This window comes from Methylomonas rosea (assembly GCF_024505055.1).
Lineage (GTDB): Bacteria > Pseudomonadota > Gammaproteobacteria > Methylococcales > Methylomonadaceae > Methylomonas > Methylomonas rosea.
In genome coordinates this window covers 1-23,062 of the sequence record NZ_JANIBL010000056.1, presented here as the reverse complement: position 1 = coordinate 23,062, position 23,062 = coordinate 1, and the positions used below count along the sequence as shown (strand labels likewise).

The window sequence follows — 23,062 nt, the reverse complement described above, 5'->3', positions numbered from 1 at the left end:
GCAACCCTTAATATTCAAATAACGGCAAATAAGGCCATATAACCTCAACAAAATGAAATTTAGAGTTTTTCTCCAAAGACTATCCAGCCCCCGCGTTAGAAGACGATTAAAAATTGGCCTGTCCGTGTGGGGCGTGGCAATTGCAATTAGTCTGATATTTAAGTTTGCTTATGATATTGGTTATTTTAAAGCGCAATCGTTAATAAACGATAAAAACACGGCAACACCTAATACAACCCAGATACTGACTATAGAATCCGCTCAACGCATAGTATCCGGGGCTCTAAAAGAAGACCCTGACTATCCCAAGACAATTGTGACCCAGGTTATTGATAACAACCAAAAGCTGGCGACTATTATTGTCGAAAATAATAAGCAAAGAAAAATAGGCTGGATTATCGATATGCGCTTGTTTTTTATCGGCGATTTATTCAATGACAACGGCTATAACTTAACCGAATCGATTGAGCATCAGCATAATATTAGTAGAGGCGAAAACTAATTGGTTATGATGTGCAGCTATAGAAAACTATCAGTATCGGCACCAGTCATAATATAAATACTGATTTACCTGATTAGCGGAGCCGCTAGTCAGGCTATTGAGAGCCGCGGGACAAGCTGCTACCATCCGCTGACAATATCCTCATTGACATATCTCTGTGTGATATCCCTGTTGCTTCCACACAAAATCTCATCGGATTTGAGGACATAAACATGCCGATTATTGCGTACCAATCCCTTAACTCCAATTCCAGCACGGACCACGGTATCAGCGCATCCAATTCTCAGCACTTCACGAGAATGACGCACGACCAATTGGCTATGAACTCTGACCCTTGGAATCTGGTTCTGCCCACTGCACCGGATATTTCACCGGACATTCCGGTGCAAGGGCCCGCCGAACTGCGTTCGACAGCGTCGTCCGGATACATGGATAAAGGCCAGCACAGCAACGACAGTTTCTCGAGTATGGTTGCCAATAAGGTCCGGCAAATTTACCAAAACCTGATACGCGCGTTCGGCGGCGTCGATTTGCTGGTGTGCGGCGAACTGGATAGCAGCCATTCGGACTGGACATCCATGCAAAGCAACGCCGGACAATTGATTCATACATCCTCGCCTGCCAAGGCCTGCAATTGCTTTAGTGTCCATTCAACTAACGGCACGGCCAACAAGTTTCTGGGCGAAGGCGACGGCTGGTTGGCGGTGGCCTGTCACAACATCATCGTGGTATTCGTACACGTGCCCAATTCCATCGCCAAAAGCGAAGATAGCCTGATGAGCTATTACCAGAAAATTAATAGCGTGGTGATTCAAGTCGGACTGGGTCCGATTGACGTGGTGATGGGAGACACAAATCAGCCGACTAACGATTTTACGGCCAGGGTGCTTAGTCGAGCGTTGGGCATCAAATTTAGCGACGCCCACGCTGGCGGCAGCATAAATCCGTTCGACTCACATCAACGCAGTTTTGACGGGACTAACAGCACTGCCACTAAAAAATACGATGTGGCCGTGTATAACACCACCAGCCTAAAACTGGCGGAGGTGGTCTACCTGTCGCAATCGACGCCGGTTACCGGAGGCGGCAGATATTCAGCCGCTGTTACCGATCACATGGGTATTGGTTTGCGAATAGAAAAATAATCGGCATTTCGTGCATTTATCTCTTGGATGAGGCCCTATCCGCGCAAATGCCCATCCCCACAAGCCACCCATTTATAGGTGGTGAGCTCATCCGGCCCAACCGGGCCGCGCACATGCAGTTTGTCGGTGCTGATACCCACCACCGACCCCAAGCCGTAATCGCCGCCACCCGACAAACGGGTCGAGGCGTTGATCATCACCGATGCCGAATCCACTTGCTCTTCAAATAGCCGCGCCAGGCTCAGGCTTTGCGTGACGATACCGTCGGTGTGACCGGAACCGTAGTGATTGATATGGTCTATGGCTTGTTGAATGCCGGCCACGATCTTCACCGACAGGATAGGCGCCAGGTATTCGCTATGCCAGTCTTCTTCCGTTGCCTGGGCAATATCGGGTAACACTTTTTGGGTTTGTTCGCAGCCGCGCAGTTCGATGTGGTTTTCGGCAAATGCCGTTTGCAGCAGCGGCAATAGCTGTGCGGCGCATGCGCTGTCCACCAGCAAGGTTTCCAGCGCGTTACAAACCTGCACGCTTTGGCATTTGGAATTAACCGCCAGCGCGACCGCCTGCTCCGGATCGGCATCGGCGGCGAGATACAGGTGGCAAATACCGTCGTAATGCTTGATGACCGGAATCCGCGTGCCTTCGGCGATGCGCTTGATCAAGCCCTTGCCGCCGCGCGGAATCAACACGTCGATGTATTCGTCCATTTTCAACAGTTCGCCGACCGCTTCGTGGCCGGGCGTGCGGATGATTTGGATTGCATGTTCCGGCAAGCCGGCTGCGACTGCGCCAACAATCATCGCATCGGTGAGTATCGCATTGGTTTGCAGCGCTTCCGAACCGCCGCGCAAGATCACCGCATTCCCGCTTTTGATACACACCCCGGCGGCATCTGTGGTGACGTTGGGGCGCGACTCGTAAATGATACCGATCACGCCGATCGGCACCGATTTTTTGTAAACCCGCAGCCCGGCCGGATTGGTATGGCCGGTCAGTATCCGATTCAGCGGGTCCGGCAACTGCGCGACTTTTTTCAAGCGCGACAACATGTAATTAAAGGTTTTGTCGTCTATCGTCAGCCGCTTGACCATCGCATCCGACTGCCCTTCGTCGCGGGCTTTGACGATTTCCTGGGCGTTGACATCCAACACCTGCTGCCTGACCGACTCCAGCGCCTCGGCCATTTTCGCCAGCGCCAGATTGCGCAGCGATTCGGAGGCCGACGCTAATTGGCGCGATGCGGCGCGGCTTTGTTGGGCGATGGTTTGGATGGTGTTGGTAGTCATGTTTTTCAGGATGATGGATTTTTTAGAGGAAGGATATTGATATCAGCATCTACACATTAACAACTAACCCAGATCAACTACACTTTCAACATATTCCAGGGAATGCAAATCATCAAAAAATTGTTGCAGATTTTCCATGTACTTTTTTGCAGTTTTGTTGCGCTGTTTTTGAATATTCAGAATGATGCTTTTGTCTGTAATCTCTTGAAACCATAGATCAAGATAACCACGATGCCCCCAGTCATCCTCCCCAATCTCATTTGCGTTCTCCGGCACAATCCCAAGATCACTACATAAACGGTTAACTTGCAGACAATCGGACTGCTTGAGACAAACTTTGAGACTATAAATTTTCGGTTCCAGAGGTTTCATTTATTTCTATCCTAAAGATATTAAATTGCATTCTGTGGTGCCACAACAGTTAGATTTAAGGCTTATTTGTATCATCATAACCAACGATTATTCAGCCCTTACGACTATTTAGCAGATTACCCTGAGAGCCCTTTGGAATAGCACTTAAATCGCCGCCCACTGCAATACCTACCGTCGCCATCTCACGTAGCTCCAACATTAAGCAAGCTGCGTTTCTCCCAATCCCAACATCCCACAACCTCATCCAAAACCACTTTAAAAGCCAAATGCTTTATCATTGGGCCAGGACACGTACGGAACCCCAATAATTACAATGAATAACACTCCGCAACCCACCGCCAAATCTTTGATTTCTCCCGTTATTTTATTCGCCGCAACGCTGTTTATCAGCGCCACGCTGATGTTCGTGCTGCAACCCATGTTCGGCAAGCTGTTGCTGCCGCTGCTGGGCGGCACGCCGGCGGTGTGGAATACCTGTATGGTGTTTTACCAAACGCTGCTGTTTCTGGGCTACCTGTATGCGCATTGGCTGAGTTCGCGGCTGGGCAGTCAACGGCAGATTCAGATTCATACCGCTTTGCTGGTTTTCAGCGTGATTGCGCTGCCGGTGGCGCTGCCGCCGGATGCCGCGCCGCCGACCGACGGCGATCCCACGTTATGGCTGGTGTGGACTTTGTTTCTAGCCATCGGCCTGCCGTTCTTCGTGGTCTCCACCACCGCGCCGCTGCTGCAAAAATGGTTTTCGCATAGTGGCCACCACAGCAGCGATGATCCTTATTATTTATACGCGGCCAGCAACGCCGGCAGCCTGTTGGCTTTGTTGAGCTATCCGTTTCTGATCGAGCCGAATCTGGGCCTCGCCAATCAAAGACTGATCTGGAGCGGCGGGTATATTGGCTTGTGCGCCTTGATTTTAGTCTGTGCGATCAGCTTCTGGCGCAGTCAAGCCGATAAGGAAGACGAGGATGTTTTAACTGATGTCGGCATTGAACCGCCATCGACAATTGAGCAGTTGCGCTGGCTGGCGCTGGCTTTTGTGCCGTCCAGCTTGTTGCTGGGCTTGACCCAATTCATCAGCACCGACATCGCCGCCGTGCCCTTGCTGTGGATTGTGCCGCTCACCTTGTATTTGCTGACCTTCATCCTGGTGTTCAGCACCTGGGCCGACCGCATCCGCCCCTGGATGTTGGCGGCGCAACCGGCGGTCTTGACGGTATTTATCGCTTACTCCTTCATCAACCCGGCCACCCTACCCTATTGGCTGGATTTGATTCTGCATTTAATGGCCTTCTTCCTGGCGGTGATGGTGTGCCACGGCGAACTCGCCAAAAGCCGGCCGCATCCGCAATACCTGACCCGCTTTTATCTGGTGATGTCCTTCGCCGGCATGCTGGGCGGTTTGTTCAATACCTTTGTTGCGCCGTTTATCTTTAATGCGGTGTACGAATATCCGATCATGATCGTCGCCGCTTTGTTGCTGCGTCCGGGCTTTTTCAACGGCAAATGGTTTTTGCAGCCAATCTTTCCAGTACTGGTATTGATCACCGGCCTGACCATTTATTTCACTACAGAACAGTTGTTCGACTACCTGGACTTGATCGGCGGTGCGCTGATTCTGCTGGCCGGTTTGAGTTATTCGCTGCGGCATAGCCCCATCGGTTTGGGCGTGTTGACCGGAGTGATTTTGCTGTTCACTCTGGGCTTGCACAGCATGGCGTCCAATACTCTCTATCAGGAGCGTACCTTCTTCGGCGTGATGTCGGTGCGCGACACTATCATTCCCGACGAAAATCAGCGGCCCGAGAAAGTCCGCGAGTTGTACCACGGCACCACCAAACACGGCGCACAACGGCTGACCGCCGCCAACGTCACCACGCCCTTGACCTATTACAGCCGTCCCGGTCCCATCGGCCAGCTATTTGCGGAATTTGACGGCGAAAACCAACACTGGCACATCGGCGCGGTGGGCTTAGGCGCTGGCGCGCTGGCCTGCTATACCAAGGAAGGCCAGCTTTGGAAATTCTATGAAATCGACCCGCTGGTGGTGGAAGTCGCACAAAATCCGGCCTGGTTTACTTACCTGAGTCGCTGTAACAAACAAGCGGAAATGATCGTTGGCGATGCGCGGCAATCGCTGCTGAAGGAAGCAGACGCCAGCTTTGACTTGTTGATCATGGACGCCTTCAGCTCGGACGCGGTACCGACGCATTTGCTAACGCGCGAGGCATTACAGCTATACTTCAGCAAGCTGAAAAACACCGGTTTGCTGGCGTTTCATATCACCAACCGCCACCTGGCTTTGAAAAAAGTGCTGGCCGACCACGTTAACGAATTGCATCTGGCCGCTTTGATGCAGGAATTTAAACCGGAAACCGATGTCCCTCTAGTCGTTGCCACCGACTGGGTGGTGATTGCGAAACAGCCCGAGCGCCTGCAACGCTTGCAACAAAGCCGGCTCGGACATTGGCAGAAACTGCCGCTGACGTTTGGTCTGCAACCCTGGACCGACGACTTCACTCATATTATTGGCATTTGGAAATAGGATAGTACATGCTCATTACGGACCTTGCCCAGCGTTGCGACGCCACCGCCCAGGGCGGCGACTCGACAACCTTTATTAATTCCGCGGCTGACATCATGTCCGCCCTTCCACATCAAGTTACCGTCCTCAGCGACGGCAAATACAAAAAATATTTAAAAGATTCTAAGGCCTCTGCCTGCTTTATCGCCGAGCAACTGGTAGACGGCGAAATCCCGGAAAACCTTACTCTCCTAGTCTGTAAAGACCCGGAAATCAGCTTTTTAAATGCGGTTAAGTTGCTACATCCGGAACCGGTGTTTAAACGCCAAGTTTCAGAGCATGCGGTTTTGGCCGACACTTCAACACTGGGTTATGACGTGCACGTTGGCCCGTTCGCCACCGTCGGCCAACAAAGCAGCATCGGCGACAGCAGTACTATCGAAGCCGGCGCCCGCATCGGCAATCATGTGATGATAGGCAAGCACTGCCATATCCACCCCAATGCGGTGATTTACGACCACAGCATCATCGGTAACAATGTGATTATCCACGCCGGAGCGGTAATTGGTGCCGATGGCTTTGGTTATAAATTCAGAGACAACCAACACGTTAAAGTACCGCATGTCGGTCATGTGGAAATTGACGATAACGTCGAGATCGGTGCCAACACCTGCATCGACCGCGGCGCGCTGGGCGCCACCCGCATCGGTGCCGGCAGCAAGATCGACAACTTGGTGCAACTGGGACATAACAATATCGTTGGCCGCAACGTGATTATCTGCGGCCAGTCCGGCATCTCCGGGTCCTGCATCATCGAGGACGGCGCCATCCTGGCCGGCAGTACCGGTGTGGCTGATCATGTCAAAATCGGTGCGCGGGCGGTGGTGATGGCCCGTAGCGGTATCTCCGGCGACATCGACCCCGGCGCGCAAGTGTTCGGCAGCCCGGCCAAAGACCGTAAAGTGGCGTGGAAAGAGTTGGCGGCTCTAGCAAAACTGCCGGAGCTGATGCAAAAATTTAAGGCGCTGGAAGCTCGGGTTCTCAAGCTGGAAGAGTAAACCGGCTGGTAGGGGCGATTTTAATTGTCCCTACAACTTGGCAAATTTCTATACAACTCAACAGGATCGAATCATGAACGACAAACAACGGGTCGCGGAACACGCCGCACAACACGTCAAACCGGGCATGATAGTGGGACTGGGCACCGGCTCCACCGCCAACTTCTTCATCGAAGCGCTGGCGCGTCGGCAAAACGAGGAAGACCTGAAGTTCAAGGTGGTTTCCAGTTCGGTAGTCAGCGCCAACAAGGCCAAACAACTGGGCTTGCCCCTGCTCGGTATGGAGCATATCGACGGCCTGGATTTATATGTCGATGGCGCCGACGAAGTAACTTCCGACCTGACTTTGCTGAAAGGCCGCGGTTACGATCTGGTCCGCGAGAAGTTATTGGCCAAGGCCGCCGACTCGTTTCTGGTGTTGATCGATGCAAGTAAAAAGGTCAAACGCATCGGTGAGAATTTTCCGATTCCCATCGAAGTTAGTCCGTTTGCCTGGCGCTTGGTGCAGCGTAGCGTCGCGGCGATTGGCGGCCACGGGTCGTTGCGACAAACTGCCAATCAGGACGGACTGGTGGTTACCTCGCACGGCAGTTTGGTACTTGATGTGACCTTCGAACCGAATCTGGACGGCAAAACCCTGAACGATCAGCTGAATGCAATTCCGGGCATTGTCGAACACGGTATTTTCAGCGGCCTGACCCGCGCGGTATTTTGCGGGCACGACGGCCAAGTTGAAGAGCAGTGGGCTTAATCGCCAAGAATTTATACCCAATCCTTAATACAAGCTCAAAAAAAACGCCCAGCCGAATGGGCAAACTCTTACCCATTCGGCGGCTTACGCTCATGTCATAAAATAAAACGTCAAGCTAAAAATCCCGGTTGCCGTGGAAAGCAGCTTCACTTTATTTAGCAAAGGCAGCGACAACCAGTAATAGTGACATTCGGTTTTGCGGCGCTCCCAGGCCAACACTAAAAACTGCGTACATTTCCGGCAAAGGCGCGGCATAACCCGCCACAGGCCGTACAACAACAAACCGGCGATCAGTAACAAAATATAAAACGTGACGATCTGACTGCCGTGCCGGGATGTATGAAATAAATGTTCTACGGAATGTTCTATTCCCAGCTCGAACCATTCGTACAGAAAATGCAGCAGCTCGAAACACAGATGCAGAACATTCAGAAACAAATCAATCACCCTGTCATACATGGCTATGGACAGCGAGATGAGCCCCACAATAACCAAGTCAAAATGCTCTCTGATCATGTCAATCCTCCAAGATTTAGATTCGAAAAGACGCGTAAATAACAGGCTGGTTAGCGTTCTTCCACGGCCATCTGCCTATGGTATTCCGCCATTTGCCGGCTTTCTTTCGCGGCCATCTCCAAGTCCCGGACCATGGCATCTGCTCGCGACTTCAAATCCTGAATCCGCTTTCCATACTTCCATGGCTTAGCCATATATTCTTCAAGGATTTCCCGCTCTTCCTGCGCATCCGCATCCAGCGTTTTAGCAACATCTTCGTAATGATCCGCAAGACGCATATGCGCATCTCGGCTATCGGCATTCTGTACCGCCTTTGCCCAACTGTGGGGCTTGGGGCCAGTATTTGTCGCACAAGCGGACATCAATCCGACGGCAATAAATAGGGGTGCTATGTTTTTAAATTTCATTGATGGTCTCCTTTGTTATTGTTTGGGCTCTCAACGTTTTCTAATGCAAAGTACTGTTTTTACAATCACTATTCGCCAGCCCCGATATTCAACAAAGGTACGGCGGAAATAATGCGCCATTTACTCTTTTTTGTTGATCCAAATGATCCGTCTTCATCAAGGCTTGCTCAAAGGGTTGCAGGATATCGTCCGGAAGCGGAGTAAGCTTCGCACCCTTATTAAGATATCGAATCGCTATCTTAATAGCAACACTTTAGCCTCTCATCGTATAAATTAGTCATTTCAAACTAGGATCTTTTGCTTTAAGCAGCTGCTGCAACCAAGCTGCGTATTGATAGACCGGATTGATCAGCGTGTTATCGACGAACCGTATATTATTGATCCCGTTAGTGGTGGACTGCGAGAATGCAGAAGTTAGAGCAGCTGTCGAAAGCTTGTCGAACCCGTTGCGCCCTTGAAGGCATCAGCGGAATCAACTTGTCCCGAGTTTCCTTAACCGATTGCTCTTTATCCCACCACTTTTGTGGTAGATGCCGCCGGAAACCTGGTTCATAATCGCCGCAAGCTGCCTTTTCCGGGAAAAGCCTTTCAGTTTCAACGGCCCAGCGTCGTGAAAATCCGGCGCCGCCAAAGGCCGCCGACAGCCCAAGCACCGGAGTTTATCCGGCCGAAATCAAGAGGAGAACCGCATGTCACAATTAGAAAAAAACCAGGAAGCGCCTTTCTTTAGATCCGCCAATCAAGACAACAAATTGATTTATCTATCCGATTACAAAGACGAAAAAAACGTCGTGCTGTATTTCTACCCCAAAGACGACACCCCTGGCTGCACCATAGAAGCCAACGACTTTACTGCCCTAGCCGGCGAATTTGATGCCCTGGACACCGTGATCATTGGTGTCAGCAAAGACGATTGTCAAAGCCACCGCGACTTCATCGCTAAATACGGCCTGAACGTACAACTGCTGGCCGACATCTCCGGCGACCTTTGCGAAGCTTACGGCGTTTGGCAAGAAGTGGAAAAAGAAGGCGTGAAAAAATGGAAAATCGTCCGCTCGACGTTCATCATCGGCAAAGACGGCAAGCTGATCGAAGCCATGTATGGTGTTAACCACGAGGGACATGCGCAGGCGGTGTTGGATATTATCAAAGGCTTGAGTGCGCCGGCGGAAGCCTAAGCGAACCACCCCGTTTAAGGACGTACGCGGTGCGGCTAGCCAAATACCGCGCCGCTTACGAACAATCCTTAAAGCGTCTTTGCGTATAGCGCTTCGTGTAATGGATGTCCGGTCAGTGCAGAAGATATCCGCTCTGTACCGGTAGAAGTAAACCCGCAAGCCACATAAGTGGCTTCGGCTGGAGCATTGCCGTTGATGCACCAAAGCTCGATACGCGCAAACCCCAAGCCGCATGATTCCGCCACCGCATACTCGACCAGCTGTTTCCCAAGCCCCCGCCGCCAATAGGCAGGGGACACATTCAAAGCCCAAAGTTCAACCGTCAGCGCCAGTGTTTGATAGCGCGGTGCGCCGATGATGGCAAATCCAGCGGTATCGCCTTGATCCTCGGCGACGAATACCATGAACTCTGGCGACGGGTTACTTAGCCGTTCGGCTAACTCATCCAGGTTTGCTGCTTGATCTAAAGTTTGCAGATAATCCAGCGGCATGAAAGACCGGTAAGCGGCCCGCCAAGCGTCCACGCGAATTTGGCCGATTGCTTGCGCATCCAAGGGTGTTGCTAACCGTACCGACATAGGCGAAATAAGGAGTTAGGTTAGGGTTTGTCCAACGATCTGTCTATGCAGATAGCGGTTTGTTTCAGCGATATTTGCGATTACTTCGGCTCTAATCTAGCTGAAAGGGCTACGCTCCGCTCCTCAATATCCTCGCCAGCCCAGTCTAAAGGCAACCAACCCCGCCGGACATAACGATGAAATGATGAAAACGGCCAATCTTGCACGCGTTGCGCCCATCCGTGCTTTACCGGGTTGAAGTGAATGTAATCGATGTGATGCAAGCAATCCTGTTCGTCGCGAAGGGTATGTTCCCAATAACGCCGTTGCCAAATGGATGCACTGCCGTCATGACGTTTGCCGACATCGATACCCTGGCGAGCCAACGCCTGAGTGAACAGCGATTTGATCGATTTCCAACGGCCGGGATAATCGGCATCAGCTTCCGGCAAACGCCAGATGGCATGCAAATGATCGGGCAAAACCACCATTGCCTCAATCACGAACGGGTTTCGGGCACGGGTCTGCACAAACGCCTGACGCAAATCGCCGATATGCTCGACCAGCAAACGCGCTCGGCGATCGCGCAAAGTCACCGTAAAAAAATAACTACCACCCGCCACGAAATTACGCCGATATGCCACCATCGCCATTCCTTACGTCGATTGGAATCGGGCAATTGTAGCCTCGATGCAGCGCCAGCGGAATCGAGGACGTCGGCTTACCAACCACCAAATCCACATCGGCAATTGAAGGATATTGGCCTTCGAATCCTCGATTGCATCGAGGCTACTTGCTACCACCCCCCACGAAATTACGCCGATATGCCACCATCGCCCATTCCTTACGTCGATTGAAGTTGGGCCATCGTAGCCTCGATGCAGCGCCAGCGGAATCGAGGACGTCGGCTTACCGAGCACCAAACACATATCGGCAATTGAAGGATGTTGGCCTTCGAAACCTCGATTGCATCGAGGCTACTTGCTGCCACCCGCCACGAAATTACGTCGATACGCCACCATCGCGATTCCTCACGTCGATTGAAGTCGGGCCATCGTAGCCTCGATGCAGCGCCAGCGGAATCGAGGACGTCGGCTTACCGATCACAAAACCGCTTCGGCAATTGAAGGATATTAGCCTTCGAAACCTCGATTGCATCGAGGCTACTTGCTTGCTAAGGCCCTAATTTTGTTCGCCAATATTTATTAGCATTGGGTAGTATCTCCTCTCTCTTGATTTTTTCGCTCAAAAGGTCAATTTTAGACACCGCGATTGATCGGGCATGCTCAACTAGATCGGCAAGCGCAATCTCCTCAGAAGTATGCCATAACAAATATGGCTGATTTAATTCTCGGTATAGGTTGAACGGCACGTTATTCTTGAACCTTACCGGAAATACAAGGGCTATCTGCACATGCTCGAGTCGCTCCGCGCCGCTATGAGCAGCGAAATTATGGCGATAGGAAATGCAATTATCGTGGATCTCATGAAATTTAACGTCAAGCTGTGCACGCTCAAGCTTTACTGGTCGACCTTCGCATTTAGAAAAGCACTTTCCATAAAACGTGAGAGCAGCAACAAACAATCCCTTGATCAAATCATAATTCTCGCGATTGATTGGTTTATGAACATTCTGATCATTTCGAGCTGGCCCCTCATTATGACGAGTCTCGATCTCATGGAGCCATGTGAGCACGTTACGTAAATCTTTTTCTATGAGTGTGTAACCAGCAAGTTGCCTACAAAGTTTGGAGTCTAGAAGAAGACGACGACACGGCTTTTTTTTGTACTTATAAACACGTTCAATATTTCCAGAAGTAGGATCAATAATCTCGGTTACAGTAAAGTTATTGGTCATAACCATTTAGATTAGCTGGTGGTGTGAGCAGAATAGCATTTTCCGACCCAATTTAGAGATTTCCGATTAGGTCAACTAAACCACCTCATCCGGCAAAAACCCACCCGCCTGCATGGTCCACAGCCGATAATAAAACCCCTGCTTGTCCAGCAACTCCTGATGACTGCCATCCTCGACGATCCGGCCTTGATCAAACACCAGCACCCGGTCCAAATGGGCGATGGTGGAGAGGCGGTGGGCGATGGCGATGACGGTTTTGCGGCCCATGACGCGGTCCAGGTTTTCCTGGATGGTTTTTTCGGTGACCGAGTCCAGGCTGGAGGTGGCTTCGTCCAGGATCAGGATGGGCGCGTCTTTTAGCATCACCCGGGCGATGGCGATGCGTTGGCGCTGGCCACCGGACAACTTGACTCCACGCTCGCCGACCAATGATTCGTAACCTTCCGGCATGGCCGCGATAAATTCTTCGGCATGCGCCAATTTGGCGGCGAAGCTGATTTGCGCATCGTCGGCGTCCAACTTGCCATAGCCGATGTTTTCTTTCAAGCTGCGGTGAAACAGGCTGGGATCTTGCGGAATCAGGCTGATTTGCGCATGCAGGGAATCCTGGGTGGCTAGCAAAATATCTTGCCCATCGACCAAAATCTGTCCGGCTTGTGGCTCAAAATTACGCAGAATCAAGTTCACAAAGGTGGACTTGCCGGAACCGGAAAAGCCGACCAAGCCCACCCGTTGCCCCGGTTCTATCACCACATTCAAGCGCTCGAACACCTGCCGGCCGGGTTCGTAGCTAAAGCAGACTTCTTTAAATTCGATGCGACCGTGGCTGATTTGCAAGGGTTTGGCGTCCGGCACATCGATGATTTCATGGCTTTGGATGATGGTATCCACGCCGTTGGCGACGTTACCGACGTATTCAAAAAACTCCAGAAAGCGCCGACTCAAATTGCGGGCGTCGCCGATCACCAGAATAGCCAAGCCGGTGCTCATGGCAAAAGCGCCGACGCTGATTTCGCCGGCCTGCCAGAGTTGCAAGGCGTAGCCGATGGTGCCGATTTTCAGGATCGCCGCGGCGGTAAATTGAAACCAGCGCACCCGCTCCATATACCAAAAAGTGCGGCGGGCGCTTTTTAATTCGGTAGCCAGGAAACCGTCGAGATACTCGCGCTCATGCTGCAAACGGGCGAACAGCTTGGCGTTGATGATATTGGTCACCGCATCGACGATCTTGCCGTTGACCATGCTGCGGGTAGCGGCAAAATCCTGGGCGTAGGGTTGACAGCGGGTTGCTAGCCAATACGAAATCAAGACATACAGCAGCACCCAAGCTGCGACGAACAAACCCAGACCTTGATGCACACCGAGCAACAGTGTCACCGACACCGTGAATGTAACGGCTATCGGCCAAAAATCGCAGATGATGGACCAGGTGGTGTGGTTGACGCTCATCGCGGTTTCGCTGATGCGATGCGCCAGCGCGCCGGCGAAATGATTGCCAAAATAGCGCGGCGCGTGGTTTTGCAGATACGCAAACAAAGACCGCGCCGTACCCTGCCGCAAACGCGGCCCCATGATGATCAGCACCGCGCCGCTACTGCGGCTGAAAATAATCTCGGCCAAGTTCAGGCCGGCGAGTAACAGCAGGGGTTGTTTGAAAGTCTCCAGCCAATCGCCAACCGGCATGGGCTGACTGGCGACCGCGTCCATCAAGGCTTTGATCGCATACGGCACCAGGATGCTGCCGGCGGCCTGCCCGGTTTCCAGCACCAGCATCAACAGCAATAACCAACGAAACGGCTTTAGGCAGAAAAGAATAAAACGCCAGGGGTTGGCAGGTAATGGCGGTGCGTCCGCAGCGCGGCCGAGACCTTCCTTGGTGGACGGTTTGGACATGATGAAATCAATTAAGCGAAGCTGCCGATCATTATATCCAATTGCCTGGCGCCCGCGCCGTTGATGAACGGGGTTGGCGGGCGGCAGCAAAGCCTAATAACCTAGCCCGACAATTTACTGAGGCTATCATTGTTGCAAAAACGGAAAGCCAGTCCGGCGACTGGGCTCCCGCCTGCGCGGGAGCGGTGAGAATAAGCTAGATTAATAACGGATGCGATACCACAACATGCCGATCATTTCATGGGCCAGCAAAAAACTGTTAGACCAAGCGGTCGGGGACGGCAACCAATCCAGCAGGCGGGTTTCGCCTGCGTGACCAATAAACGCCGTCGGTGCAGGCAAGACATCGAAACCGGCTTTGCGAAACTCCATAGCAGCGCGCGGCATATGGTAGGCCTGGGTAACCAACACGATTTTATTGATGCCAAATTCCTTTAACAGCTCGCGGCTGAAGCGGGCATTTTCGGCCGTATTGCTGCTGCGAGGTTCCTGCCAGGCTACAGGAGTTTTAAATTCGTTACTCAGGGTTTGCGCCATCAAAACCGCTTCTGGAACGTCATCGCGCTCCAGCATACCGCCCCCGGATGCCAGAATCGGCAAACCCAACTCCCCGGCCAATTTGGCGGCATAGCGCACACGCAGCAAGGTTCTGACATGTAAAGTGACCTGCCCTGGATACTCCGGCGCAGACGTTTCGATGCCGCCGCCTATCACCACCAGCGCTTGCGGTTTGAATTGCTGTGCGGTTTCGGCAGAGAGCGGCGGAACCCGCTCCCACAGCAAGGCCCATTGCTTAACGACAACCGGCAGACTCAGTAACCACAACAATGCCAGACAAACTATCGTCATTCGCTTACCCCATTTACGTTGGTCCAGAAACATACCAACCAACGCCAGGATCACCAGGGAAGTTGGCGGCAGCAAGAGTAGCTTGATGATGTAGATGACGATGATGGACATTGGCTACGATCATCCTTGAGCAAGTATCAGTCGATATGACTATAGACCAGCCCTATTGGGAGTGAACTAGAGACGCAAGATTTTGCGTCTCTACAGACTTGGTGCCGTTATATCGCCAATCTGGAAATCCCCACCGCTTCTCGCAAGGTATTGATAAACGGCCGGGTGATGGCACGAGCTTTCTCGGCGCCTTCCTGCAATTGTTGCTCGATGTGCTCCGGCGCTTCCATTAAGGCTTCGTAGCGTTCTCGAGCAGGGGCGATTTCATCGTTGATTTTCTCGAACAACACCTGCTTCATCTCGCCCCAACCGATGCCTTCCGCATAACGCTGACGGATGGCATCGATTTCGTGCTTATTAGCGAAGGCCTGATAAATACCGAATAAGGTGCAACCCTCAGTTTCCTTAGGTTCGCCGGGTTCCAGCGAGTTGGTTTTGATCTTGTTGATCAACTTGCGCAGTTTCTTTTCCGGCTCGAACAAAGGTATCGTGTTGTTGTAGCTTTTGCTCATCTTGCGGCCGTCCAGACCCAGCAAGGTGGCGGCATTGTCATCCAGCACCGCTTCCGGCAAGACAAAATGTTCGCCGTAAATATGATTAAAGCGGCTGGCAATGTCGCGGGCCATTTCTATATGCTGGATTTGGTCTTTACCGACCGGCACCTTATTGGCGTTGAACATCAAAATATCCGCCGCCATCAAGATTGGGTAGCTGAACAAGCCCATGGTAATGCCTTTGTCCGGATCGTTGCCTTCGGTTTCTTCGTTCTCGGCGACGGCCGCTTTATAGGCATGCGCGCGATTCATCAAGCCTTTGGCGGTCACGCAGGTTAGCATCCAAGTCAGTTCCAAAATTTCCGGCACATCCGATTGCCGGTAAAACACCGCATTGGAGGTATCCAAACCAAGGGCCAGCCAAGTTGCGGCAATCTCCAGACTGGACTGTTTGACTCGTGCCGGCTCGTTGCATTTGATCAGTGCATGGTAATCGGCCAGGAAATAAAACGGTCTGACGTGCTCGTCTTTGCTGGCATTGATTGCCGGCCGAATGGCCCCGGCGTAATTGCCGAGATGCGGCGTGCCGGTGGTGGTGATACCGGTAAGGACAATGGATTTACTCATGCTGCTGCCTGCGCTGTCTGTATTGAAAATTGGCGGAATTTTACACAAATAGCCTGGGATAGTCAGGCAATAAAACCGCCGGACCGGCCGCTTACCTGTATGCCAACTGCGTCACAGCCTACCCAAAAAATCCGCTAATTCGCGCGATATGGGCCACTATTTCCTAACCAGAACCACGGATTTTTATAGTAAACTCCATGGGACTAATTTTTACCCAACCACTGCCAATCCGAATCGGGGGAAGCCAATGCTGAATCATGATGAAAAACGCGATTACATCCGTATGGATGTGGACTGTGACATTACCTATAAGCTGGCCGATTCCAGCGAGGTCAGCACCGGCAGATGCACGACGCTTAGTGGCGCCGGTGTGTCGTTTATTGCCGAACGGCCATTCGAGATCGGTCTGGCTATGGAAGTCAGCATCATGCCGAAAACCCAAATCACCCCACCGATGACGGCTTTTATCGAAGTGGTGCGTAGCGTCAAGCAAGGCGACGGCAACTTTGAAATCGCCGCTTCGATCAAAAGCATCAAAGGCAACTAAGGACAGCACCCGTTCCTCACAAGGACGTAACACTTTATGTATATCATCACCAAAGAAGTTTATTTTTGCTACGGCCACCGCCTGATGAACCATCCGGGCAAGTGCCGTAACCTGCATGGTCACAGCGTCAAAGCCAGCATTTCCATCAAACAAAACCAGCTCAACGACCAAGGCATGGTCTGCGATTTTTCGGACGTGAAAGACTGCGTGGATGGGTTTATAAACAAGGTGCTGGATCACAACTTTTTGCTGCATAAAGACGACCCTATCATCCCGGCCTTGGTCGCCAACAACGAGCAGTTTTTAGCTATCGACGAACATCCGACCGCCGAAGTGCTGAGCAAGATGATTTACCAACATGTCAAACAGCAAGGCTTTAATGTCGATCAAGTGGTGCTGTGGGAAACCGCCAGCGCCAACGCTTGTTATCGGGAAGAGTGACCATGAGCCTGGTGCAACCGGTCAACACGGCACTTTGTCTGGAAAAGATCTGCGAATCCAATTATCAAAAGCTGTTCAGGCTGATTCCGAATCTGCGCTCTTTCGAGAAAACCGCCGTCGGCCTAACGCAGAACAAACCCGCACTGTATCTGGAAGTACTGGAACGTAACCCCTACACCTTGACGATCGAACTCAGCCATTGCTTCGATCAACAGCTGTCGGAGCAAATCGTGCCCGCGGTGAAGATTCGGATTTATCTGGATGCGCAATTGGCGGAAGTGCTGCGCGATATCGACCGGCCAGCGGTGGATAAGGTCTATCAAAACCCCGGCAGTCTGGTGGAAATCAGGAATTACAAATGGCGCTTAAACTATTTCCTGCAAAAATGGCTGGATCATTGCCTGAAAACGGATTATCGCTTCACGCACGACAAGCTCAGCCAAGTTGCTGCTGTAAAGCCGCTCTGACGCAACGCAACACGCCGTAGCTGTAAGCACCACCCAGTTGTTCGTAAACCGGCTTCAAGGCATTACGTTGCTCTTCCGGCAAGCTTAACAACACAGCCTCGATTTCACTTACTTCTGCCGGCGACAAACTCAACACATCGCCCAGCGCCACCAGCCCCAATTCCAGGCTTTTAGCCATGTGATTATAAATGGTGTCTTCGCTCAGACCGCGTTGCTTGGCTACTTGTTCGACGCTATAACCCAACCTGAACAAATCCAGACTTTCCGCGACGGTATCGGTCGCCGAGGCCGGCGGCTCATCGTCGAACTGAGCCAACACCGCCAAAAACTCATCGCCGTATAACTCCAGCTTGCGCTGACCGATGCCGGACAGCATGCTCAGTTGTTGATGATTGCGTGGGCGGGCGTCGACCATCGCCATTAACGTGGCATCGTGAAAAATCACATACGGCGGCACATCCTGCTCGTCGGCCAACTCTTTGCGTTTGGCACGCAAGGCATTCCACAAGGCGCTATCCGCAGCCCCCCCAGGCTGGCGCTTTTCGGTTTTCTCGCGCCGGGTTTTGGCAATTTGCACATCCTTGCGCAGCATTAGAGTTTGCTCGCCGCGCAATACCGGCCGGCAGGCGTCGGTCAATTTCAAACTACCGTGGCCTTCGAAATCGATTTCCACCAAAGACTTGGCAACCAATTGCCGAAACACCGAGCGCCATTGTTTTTCGTCCAGCGCTTTGCCGATCCCAAACGTCGACTGCTTATCGTGACCGAATTGGCGCATGCGCTCGTCGGCTTTGCCCAACAACACGTCGATCAAATAGGTCACCCCGAAACGCTGGCCGGTGCGATAGATGCACGACAAGGCTTGCTGCGCGGCCACGCTGCCGTCCCAGGTTTCGACCGGCTCCAGGCAGGTATCGCAATTGCCGCAGCCCTGTGCCAGCACATCTCCGAAGTACGCCAGCAAGGCCTGCCGCCGACAACTGACCATTTCGCACAAGGCCAGCATCGCATCCAGTTTGTGCAACTCAATCCGCTTGTGCGCCTCGTCGGCATTGGAGGCGCTCAACATCTGCCGCAGCGTCAGCACATCCTGCAAGCCATACGCCATCCAGGCATTGGCTGGCAGACCGTCGCGCCCGGCCCGACCGGTTTCTTGGTAATAGGCTTCCACGCTTTTGGGTAAATCCAGGTGCGCCACAAAGCGCACGTTGGGTTTGTCTATGCCCATGCCAAAGGCAATGGTAGCGACGATGATCAAACCGTCTTCCATCAAAAACTGATGCTGATTTTTCTGCCGCTCTCGATGCTCCATGCCGGCGTGATACGGCAAAGCTTTTAGACCTTTGTCGTTCAGCCATTCGGCGGTTTCCTCGACTTTTTTACGCGACAGGCAATAGACGATACCGGTATCACCCGGATGTTCCGTGCGGATAAAGTTTAGTAATTGCTGACGGGCATTGTCTTTCTGGATGATCCGGTAGCGGATATTCGGCCGGTCGAAACCGCTGACAAAGACTTGCGCCTGTTCCAGCGCCAAACGGGTAATGATTTCCTGGCGGGTTCGTTCGTCGGCGGTGGCAGTTAAAGCAATGCGCGGTACTGTTGGAAATTGTTCGTGTAACACCGACAACAACAAATAATCGGCGCGAAAATCATGGCCCCATTGCGACACGCAGTGTGCTTCATCTATGGCGAACAAAGCAATCTTGCAGCGAGCGAACAAAGCCTGGGTTCTGGCATTGGATAAACGCTCCGGGGCGATGTACAGCAAATCCAGCTCGCCGGCCTGCAACTTTTGTTCGATCTCGCGCACCTGTTCCAGCGCCAGCGTCGAATTTAAATAGGCCGCTCTCACGCCCACCTGATGCAAGGCGCTGACCTGATCCTGCATCAAGGCAATCAGCGGCGAAATCACGATACCGACGCCGTCCATCACCAAGGCCGGTATCTGATAGCACAAAGACTTGCCGCCGCCGGTCGGCATCAATACCAACACATCTTGGCCGCCGATTAATTGCTCGATTATTTGCTGCTGCTGGCCGCGAAAACTATCGTAGCCGAACACGCTACGCAGTGTTTGCAGGGCGGGAGAATGGGTCATGATGAGGATGGGGATAATCGACTGTAAGCGAAACAAGTATGAGCGGTGCGGCTATTAAATCACAGATTGCATACGTATAATCCATGCGCAAACAATACCCGAGGACGAACCATGCGCAGCGCCTTGAATACATCCGGCAAAAAAGCCACCAACCTCAGTATCAGCACCGAGCTATTACGTCAGGCGAAAGATTATAAAATCAATCTGTCCGCCACATTGGAGCAAGCCTTGACCGAAATCGTCAAACAAAAGCAACGGCAACAGTGGTTGCAGGACAATCAGCAGGCTATTGCGCAATACAATCAACGCGTTGAGGAATGCGGCAGCTTTAGTGACGGCTTGCGAGATTTTTAATGGCGCAATTCACGTTATACCGGAATAACAATAAGCAAACCCACGCCAATTATCCGTATTTACTGGATGTGCAAGCCGAATTGCTGCAAAGCTTGAAAACCCGCTTAGTCGTGCCTGCGATCCATTCGGCAACCGGCGCGGCCATCGACAGGCTAAATCCGCTGTTCACTCTCGGCGACGAGCAATACCTGCTGCTAATTCAGCAAATGGCCGGCGTACCCGTTGCCAACTTGGGTGAAACCGCCGCCGACCTATCTTATTTACGCATGGAAATCATCGCCGCCATTGATATTTTAATTACCGGGATTTAGCGCTTACCCCTGCAAAAAACCCAGCTTACCGCTCAGCCAATTTCAATAATTCCAAAGCCAACCTATATAATGCCGTGCTTACCTAAGCCGCAGCAGGCACCCCAATCTTCTATGAACATTACTTACTGCCGACTACCCGACCGCCTCAAATACCTGATCGATCACGATCAACAATACTTGTTAAAGCAAGGCCTGAAAGGCATCGAGAAAGAAAGCCTGCGCATTACCGAGCATGGTGAGATCGCGCAAACCCCGCATCCCAAGGCCCTCGGCTCAGCGTTGACGCACCCTTACATCACCACCGACTACTCGGAAGCGCTGCTGGAATTTATCACCCCGCCGTTTGCCGACATCCGCCAAACCCTGGACTACATGCACCAGCTCCACCAGTTCGTCTATCCGCACCTGGGCGAGGAAATGCTACTGGCGACCAGCATGCCCTGCGGTATCGACGGCGACTTGAGCATACCCATCGCCGAATACGGCTCGTCCAACATCGGTAAGATGAAACATGTCTACCGCAAGGGTTTGTGGCACCGCTACGGCCGCACCATGCAGGCTATCGCCGGCATCCATTTCAATTATTCGGTACCGGAAGCGCTTTGGCCGGCCCTGCATCGGCAACGCGCCAGCGAATCCAGCCTGGAAAGCTTTATCTCCGATGCGTATTTTGGTTTGATCCGTAACTTCCACCGCCAGGGCTGGTTGATTCTGTACCTGTTCGGCGCCTCACCGGCCATTTGCAAGACTTTCTTCAAAAGCCGTCCGCAGTTGATGGAGCAATTCAAGGAGTTTGATGAGCACACGGTGTTCCACCCTTACGCCACCTCGCTGCGGATGAGCGACATCGGCTATAAGAGCAAGAATCAGGCGGGCTTGAAGATCGATTACAACTCACTGGATGGTTATGTGGACAGCCTGAGCGCGGCCATCAACACCCCGTATCCGGACTACGAAGCTATTGGCGTCAAAATGGACGGCGAGTATCAGCAGCTGAATGCCAACATCCTGCAAATCGAAAACGAGTTTTACAGCACCATGCGCCCCAAGCAGATCGCCAAATCCGGCGAGAAGCCGACGTTGGCCCTAAAACGGCGCGGCGTGCTGTATGTGGAAATGCGCTCGCTGGACTTGAATCTGCTGAATCCTATCGGCATCGACGAGAGTACCGCCCGCTTTGTTGAGGCATTCTTGCTGTACTGCTTGTTGCAGGACAGCCCACTGCAAGGTCCGGACGAATTTCAGATCAACAACAGCAACCAATTACTGGTCGCCAATCAAGGCCGCAAGCCCGGTTTGCAGTTGAACCGCAACGGCGAAACCGTGACGATGCAGCAATGGGCGCACAGCATTCTGTACGCGATGCAACCGATCTGCGCGGTACTGGATAGAGGCAGCCTGGAGCGTCCTTACCAACTGGCCTTGCAGCATCAGCTGGCGGTGGTGGACAACCCGGCGCTAACGCCATCGGCGCGGATTCTGGCGTGCATGCGCGAAAACGGCCAGGAGTTTGGCTGCTTTGCCAGCAATACCTCGGCCTTGCACAAGCATTATTTCAACGCCGAACCGCTGGACGATGAAACGCAAAGGCAGTTCGAGGACATGGCCGCTGCCTCGCTAAAAAAACAAGCCGACATCGAAGCCAACGACAAATTGGACTTTGACGAATACTTATCCCGTTACTTTGCCCAGAGTTAAACCCATGACCGCATTCGACCTCGCCAGCGTTCAAACCGAACTGCAAGGCAAAAATCCACGCACCATCTTAAAAGCCGCGCTGGCCAATTTCGATAACATCGCTATTTCCTTCAGCGGTGCGGAAGACGTGGTGCTGATCGACATGGCCATGCAAATCCGCAAGGACATCCAGGTGTTCTCCCTGGATACCGGTCGCCTGCACCCGGAGACTTACCGTTTCCTGGAACAGGTGCGAAAGCATTACGGCATCAACATCGACATTTTGAGCCCGGACCGCACACAGCTGGACGCTTTTGTGAAAGAAAAAGGTCTTTTCAGTTTTTATGAAGACGGCCACCAGCAATGCTGCGGCATCCGCAAGGTAGAACCGCTAAAACGCAAACTGGCGACATTGGACGCCTGGATCACCGGCCAACGCAAAGACCAAAGCCTGGACACCCGGGGCGATATTCCGGAAGTTCAGCTCGACGGTGGCTTCTCCGGCCCCGGCAAACAGCTGATCAAATTTAACCCATTGCTGAACTGGTCATCCACGCAGGTATGGGATTACATCGAAGCCTACCAGGTGCCGTTTAACGAACTCCATAACCACGGCTATATCAGCATCGGCTGCGAGCCTTGTACCCGGCCGGTATTGCCGAATCAGCACGAACGCGCGGGGCGTTGGTGGTGGGAAGATGCAGCGAAGAAGGAATGTGGATTGCATGGGGGGAATGTTAAATCGGGGTGAAATATCGAGCTGATGAAACTTGGTATGCTTTGGCAGCACGTTAGCGGAGGAAAACATGGCCACGATGATTGCAGAAGTCTACGAAGCATTGAAAGAAGCCGGGGTCAGCGAATCCAAGGCAATTAAAGCTGCGGAAGCCATCCAGCAACTCAGCAAGGGAAACCATCTGCATTTTGTGCAGGAGCAAATGCTTAAGGATCAAATGTATGCCAAGGGCGAGTTTAAGCTGCTGAAGTGGATGATAGGATTTAATTTGGCGTTTACTATGGCGATGCTGTGAAAGGT

The 23,062-nt window shown here is 52.3% G+C and carries 25 protein-coding genes; 14 read left to right on the top strand and 11 right to left on the bottom strand.

The annotated features are described in order from the left end of the window. The first annotated feature begins 52 nt into the window (after nucleotides 1-52). Both NP589_RS16480 and NP589_RS16475 read left to right on the top strand, forming a co-directional pair. Entirely contained in the window at nucleotides 53-502 is a 450-nt protein-coding gene (locus tag NP589_RS16480; protein WP_256607977.1) for a hypothetical protein, read from the top strand. 320 nt (nucleotides 503-822) lie between these two features. Then, the gene (locus NP589_RS16475; protein WP_256607976.1) at nucleotides 823-1,647 is read left to right on the top strand and encodes a hypothetical protein; all 825 of its coding nucleotides are present in this window, start codon (nucleotides 823-825) and stop codon (nucleotides 1,645-1,647) included. A gap of 35 nt (nucleotides 1,648-1,682) precedes the next feature. Here the strand turns inward: NP589_RS16475 and NP589_RS16470 are convergent, their stop codons facing one another. Together NP589_RS16470 and NP589_RS16465 are read right to left on the bottom strand one after the other, a co-directional pair. After that, a complete protein-coding gene (locus NP589_RS16470) occupies nucleotides 1,683-2,936 on the bottom strand; it encodes a glutamate-5-semialdehyde dehydrogenase (RefSeq protein WP_371929681.1) in 1,254 nt (417 codons plus the stop codon). Between the two features lie 63 nt (nucleotides 2,937-2,999). After that, a complete protein-coding gene (locus NP589_RS16465; RefSeq protein WP_256607975.1) occupies nucleotides 3,000-3,308 on the bottom strand; it encodes a hypothetical protein in 309 nt (102 codons plus the stop codon). Nucleotides 3,309-3,621: 313 nt separating this feature from the next. On the opposite strand from NP589_RS16465, the gene NP589_RS16460 reads away from it, so the two are divergent. From NP589_RS16460 to rpiA, 3 genes are all read left to right on the top strand, one after another. Further along, nucleotides 3,622-5,850: a fused MFS/spermidine synthase gene (locus tag NP589_RS16460; protein WP_256607974.1), complete on the top strand. Its 2,229-nt coding sequence runs from the start codon at nucleotides 3,622-3,624 to the stop codon at nucleotides 5,848-5,850. An 8-nt stretch (nucleotides 5,851-5,858) separates the two neighbouring features. Beyond that, on the top strand, nucleotides 5,859-6,887 hold the full coding sequence (lpxD, locus tag NP589_RS16455) for a UDP-3-O-(3-hydroxymyristoyl)glucosamine N-acyltransferase (RefSeq protein WP_256607973.1): 1,029 nt from the start codon (nucleotides 5,859-5,861) through the stop codon (nucleotides 6,885-6,887). Between the two features lie 73 nt (nucleotides 6,888-6,960). Continuing rightward, complete coding sequence (gene rpiA / locus NP589_RS16450; protein WP_256607972.1) at nucleotides 6,961-7,638, top strand: ribose-5-phosphate isomerase RpiA; 678 nt, start codon at nucleotides 6,961-6,963, stop codon at nucleotides 7,636-7,638. Between the two features lie 90 nt (nucleotides 7,639-7,728). On the opposite strand, the gene NP589_RS16445 is transcribed toward rpiA, so the two are convergent. Further along, nucleotides 7,729-8,154 carry a hypothetical protein gene (locus NP589_RS16445; RefSeq protein WP_256607971.1) on the bottom strand — a complete coding sequence of 142 codons (426 nt, stop codon included), beginning with the start codon at nucleotides 8,152-8,154 and terminating at the stop codon, nucleotides 7,729-7,731. A gap of 50 nt (nucleotides 8,155-8,204) precedes the next feature. Continuing rightward, complete coding sequence (locus tag NP589_RS16440) at nucleotides 8,205-8,561, bottom strand: hypothetical protein (protein WP_256607970.1); 357 nt, start codon at nucleotides 8,559-8,561, stop codon at nucleotides 8,205-8,207. Between the two features lie 689 nt (nucleotides 8,562-9,250). On the opposite strand from NP589_RS16440, the gene NP589_RS16435 reads away from it, so the two are divergent. Continuing rightward, complete coding sequence (locus NP589_RS16435; protein WP_256607969.1) at nucleotides 9,251-9,739, top strand: peroxiredoxin; 489 nt, start codon at nucleotides 9,251-9,253, stop codon at nucleotides 9,737-9,739. 68 nt (nucleotides 9,740-9,807) lie between these two features. Here NP589_RS16435 and NP589_RS16430 read toward each other — a convergent pair whose 3' ends face one another. The 6 genes from NP589_RS16430 to NP589_RS16405 all read right to left on the bottom strand — a co-directional run bounded on the left by NP589_RS16430 (nucleotide 9,808) and on the right by NP589_RS16405 (nucleotide 16,128). Further along, nucleotides 9,808-10,317, bottom strand: a complete 510-nt coding sequence (locus tag NP589_RS16430) for a GNAT family N-acetyltransferase (protein ID WP_256607968.1) — start codon at nucleotides 10,315-10,317, stop codon at nucleotides 9,808-9,810. Between the two features lie 80 nt (nucleotides 10,318-10,397). Beyond that, nucleotides 10,398-10,943 carry an REP-associated tyrosine transposase gene (locus NP589_RS16425; RefSeq protein ID WP_256607990.1) on the bottom strand — a complete coding sequence of 182 codons (546 nt, stop codon included), beginning with the start codon at nucleotides 10,941-10,943 and terminating at the stop codon, nucleotides 10,398-10,400. A 527-nt stretch (nucleotides 10,944-11,470) separates the two neighbouring features. After that, the gene (locus tag NP589_RS16420) at nucleotides 11,471-12,154 is read right to left on the bottom strand and encodes a hypothetical protein (protein ID WP_256607967.1); all 684 of its coding nucleotides are present in this window, start codon (nucleotides 12,152-12,154) and stop codon (nucleotides 11,471-11,473) included. Nucleotides 12,155-12,229: 75 nt separating this feature from the next. Next, the gene (locus NP589_RS16415; protein WP_256607966.1) at nucleotides 12,230-14,047 is read right to left on the bottom strand and encodes an ABC transporter ATP-binding protein; all 1,818 of its coding nucleotides are present in this window, start codon (nucleotides 14,045-14,047) and stop codon (nucleotides 12,230-12,232) included. 201 nt (nucleotides 14,048-14,248) lie between these two features. Next, nucleotides 14,249-15,007 carry a YdcF family protein gene (locus NP589_RS16410; RefSeq protein WP_256607965.1) on the bottom strand — a complete coding sequence of 253 codons (759 nt, stop codon included), beginning with the start codon at nucleotides 15,005-15,007 and terminating at the stop codon, nucleotides 14,249-14,251. Nucleotides 15,008-15,114: 107 nt separating this feature from the next. Continuing rightward, nucleotides 15,115-16,128: a tryptophan--tRNA ligase gene (locus NP589_RS16405; RefSeq protein WP_256607964.1), complete on the bottom strand. Its 1,014-nt coding sequence runs from the start codon at nucleotides 16,126-16,128 to the stop codon at nucleotides 15,115-15,117. 247 nt (nucleotides 16,129-16,375) lie between these two features. Between NP589_RS16405 and NP589_RS16400 the strand changes: the two genes are divergently transcribed. The 3 genes from NP589_RS16400 to NP589_RS16390 are packed head-to-tail and all read left to right on the top strand — an operon-like array spanning nucleotide 16,376 to nucleotide 17,583. Continuing rightward, entirely contained in the window at nucleotides 16,376-16,675 is a 300-nt protein-coding gene (locus NP589_RS16400; protein ID WP_064008036.1) for a PilZ domain-containing protein, read from the top strand. Between the two features lie 36 nt (nucleotides 16,676-16,711). Continuing rightward, nucleotides 16,712-17,116: a 6-pyruvoyl trahydropterin synthase family protein gene (locus tag NP589_RS16395; RefSeq protein ID WP_064008035.1), complete on the top strand. Its 405-nt coding sequence runs from the start codon at nucleotides 16,712-16,714 to the stop codon at nucleotides 17,114-17,116. Between the two features lie 2 nt (nucleotides 17,117-17,118). Continuing rightward, nucleotides 17,119-17,583, top strand: a complete 465-nt coding sequence (locus NP589_RS16390; protein WP_256607963.1) for a DUF1249 domain-containing protein — start codon at nucleotides 17,119-17,121, stop codon at nucleotides 17,581-17,583. On the opposite strand, the gene recQ is transcribed toward NP589_RS16390, so the two are convergent. After that, entirely contained in the window at nucleotides 17,552-19,684 is a 2,133-nt protein-coding gene (gene recQ / locus NP589_RS16385) for a DNA helicase RecQ (protein WP_256607962.1), read from the bottom strand. The two genes, NP589_RS16390 and recQ, sit on opposite strands and share 32 nt — an antisense overlap. Nucleotides 19,685-19,795: 111 nt before the next feature. Between recQ and NP589_RS16380 the strand changes: the two genes are divergently transcribed. The 5 genes from NP589_RS16380 (at nucleotide 19,796) to NP589_RS16360 (ending at nucleotide 23,057) form a co-directional block, all read left to right on the top strand. After that, nucleotides 19,796-20,038, top strand: a complete 243-nt coding sequence (locus NP589_RS16380) for a type II toxin-antitoxin system CcdA family antitoxin (protein WP_064008032.1) — start codon at nucleotides 19,796-19,798, stop codon at nucleotides 20,036-20,038. Further along, nucleotides 20,038-20,349: a CcdB family protein gene (locus tag NP589_RS16375; protein WP_256607961.1), complete on the top strand. Its 312-nt coding sequence runs from the start codon at nucleotides 20,038-20,040 to the stop codon at nucleotides 20,347-20,349. The genes NP589_RS16380 and NP589_RS16375 overlap by 1 nt, the downstream gene beginning before the upstream one ends. A gap of 111 nt (nucleotides 20,350-20,460) precedes the next feature. Beyond that, nucleotides 20,461-22,047 (top strand): glutamate--cysteine ligase, encoded by a 1,587-nt coding sequence (gene gshA / locus NP589_RS16370; protein ID WP_256607960.1) that lies wholly within the window; start codon nucleotides 20,461-20,463, stop codon nucleotides 22,045-22,047. A 4-nt stretch (nucleotides 22,048-22,051) separates the two neighbouring features. Next, complete coding sequence (locus NP589_RS16365; protein ID WP_256607959.1) at nucleotides 22,052-22,777, top strand: phosphoadenylyl-sulfate reductase; 726 nt, start codon at nucleotides 22,052-22,054, stop codon at nucleotides 22,775-22,777. 55 nt (nucleotides 22,778-22,832) lie between these two features. Further along, nucleotides 22,833-23,057: a hypothetical protein gene (locus tag NP589_RS16360; protein WP_256607958.1), complete on the top strand. Its 225-nt coding sequence runs from the start codon at nucleotides 22,833-22,835 to the stop codon at nucleotides 23,055-23,057. Nucleotides 23,058-23,062: the final 5 nt, after the last annotated feature.

What these genes read in the sequence shown, in the direction of transcription:
- NP589_RS16410 (WP_256607965.1), bottom strand. Translation starts at nt 15,007, where the DNA reads ATGTCCATCATCGTCATCTACATCATCAAGCTACTCTTGCTGCCGCCA.
- NP589_RS16380 (WP_064008032.1), top strand. Translation starts at nt 19,796, where the DNA reads ATGCGCAGCGCCTTGAATACATCCGGCAAAAAAGCCACCAACCTCAGT.
- NP589_RS16375 (WP_256607961.1), top strand. Translation starts at nt 20,038, where the DNA reads ATGGCGCAATTCACGTTATACCGGAATAACAATAAGCAAACCCACGCC.
- NP589_RS16360 (WP_256607958.1), top strand. Translation starts at nt 22,833, where the DNA reads ATGGCCACGATGATTGCAGAAGTCTACGAAGCATTGAAAGAAGCCGGG.
- NP589_RS16425 (WP_256607990.1), bottom strand. Translation starts at nt 10,943, where the DNA reads ATGGTGGCATATCGGCGTAATTTCGTGGCGGGTGGTAGTTATTTTTTT.
- NP589_RS16475 (WP_256607976.1), top strand. Translation starts at nt 823, where the DNA reads ATGAACTCTGACCCTTGGAATCTGGTTCTGCCCACTGCACCGGATATT.
- NP589_RS16405 (WP_256607964.1), bottom strand. Translation starts at nt 16,128, where the DNA reads ATGAGTAAATCCATTGTCCTTACCGGTATCACCACCACCGGCACGCCG.
- gshA (WP_256607960.1), top strand. Translation starts at nt 20,461, where the DNA reads ATGAACATTACTTACTGCCGACTACCCGACCGCCTCAAATACCTGATC.
- NP589_RS16460 (WP_256607974.1), top strand. Translation starts at nt 3,622, where the DNA reads ATGAATAACACTCCGCAACCCACCGCCAAATCTTTGATTTCTCCCGTT.
- NP589_RS16445 (WP_256607971.1), bottom strand. Translation starts at nt 8,154, where the DNA reads ATGATCAGAGAGCATTTTGACTTGGTTATTGTGGGGCTCATCTCGCTG.
- NP589_RS16480 (WP_256607977.1), top strand. Translation starts at nt 53, where the DNA reads ATGAAATTTAGAGTTTTTCTCCAAAGACTATCCAGCCCCCGCGTTAGA.
- NP589_RS16470 (WP_371929681.1), bottom strand. Translation starts at nt 2,936, where the DNA reads ATGACTACCAACACCATCCAAACCATCGCCCAACAAAGCCGCGCCGCA.
- NP589_RS16435 (WP_256607969.1), top strand. Translation starts at nt 9,251, where the DNA reads ATGTCACAATTAGAAAAAAACCAGGAAGCGCCTTTCTTTAGATCCGCC.
- NP589_RS16365 (WP_256607959.1), top strand. Translation starts at nt 22,052, where the DNA reads ATGACCGCATTCGACCTCGCCAGCGTTCAAACCGAACTGCAAGGCAAA.
- rpiA (WP_256607972.1), top strand. Translation starts at nt 6,961, where the DNA reads ATGAACGACAAACAACGGGTCGCGGAACACGCCGCACAACACGTCAAA.
- NP589_RS16395 (WP_064008035.1), top strand. Translation starts at nt 16,712, where the DNA reads ATGTATATCATCACCAAAGAAGTTTATTTTTGCTACGGCCACCGCCTG.
- NP589_RS16390 (WP_256607963.1), top strand. Translation starts at nt 17,119, where the DNA reads ATGAGCCTGGTGCAACCGGTCAACACGGCACTTTGTCTGGAAAAGATC.
- NP589_RS16465 (WP_256607975.1), bottom strand. Translation starts at nt 3,308, where the DNA reads ATGAAACCTCTGGAACCGAAAATTTATAGTCTCAAAGTTTGTCTCAAG.
- NP589_RS16420 (WP_256607967.1), bottom strand. Translation starts at nt 12,154, where the DNA reads ATGACCAATAACTTTACTGTAACCGAGATTATTGATCCTACTTCTGGA.
- lpxD (WP_256607973.1), top strand. Translation starts at nt 5,859, where the DNA reads ATGCTCATTACGGACCTTGCCCAGCGTTGCGACGCCACCGCCCAGGGC.
- NP589_RS16400 (WP_064008036.1), top strand. Translation starts at nt 16,376, where the DNA reads ATGCTGAATCATGATGAAAAACGCGATTACATCCGTATGGATGTGGAC.
- recQ (WP_256607962.1), bottom strand. Translation starts at nt 19,684, where the DNA reads ATGACCCATTCTCCCGCCCTGCAAACACTGCGTAGCGTGTTCGGCTAC.
- NP589_RS16440 (WP_256607970.1), bottom strand. Translation starts at nt 8,561, where the DNA reads ATGAAATTTAAAAACATAGCACCCCTATTTATTGCCGTCGGATTGATG.
- NP589_RS16430 (WP_256607968.1), bottom strand. Translation starts at nt 10,317, where the DNA reads ATGTCGGTACGGTTAGCAACACCCTTGGATGCGCAAGCAATCGGCCAA.
- NP589_RS16415 (WP_256607966.1), bottom strand. Translation starts at nt 14,047, where the DNA reads ATGTCCAAACCGTCCACCAAGGAAGGTCTCGGCCGCGCTGCGGACGCA.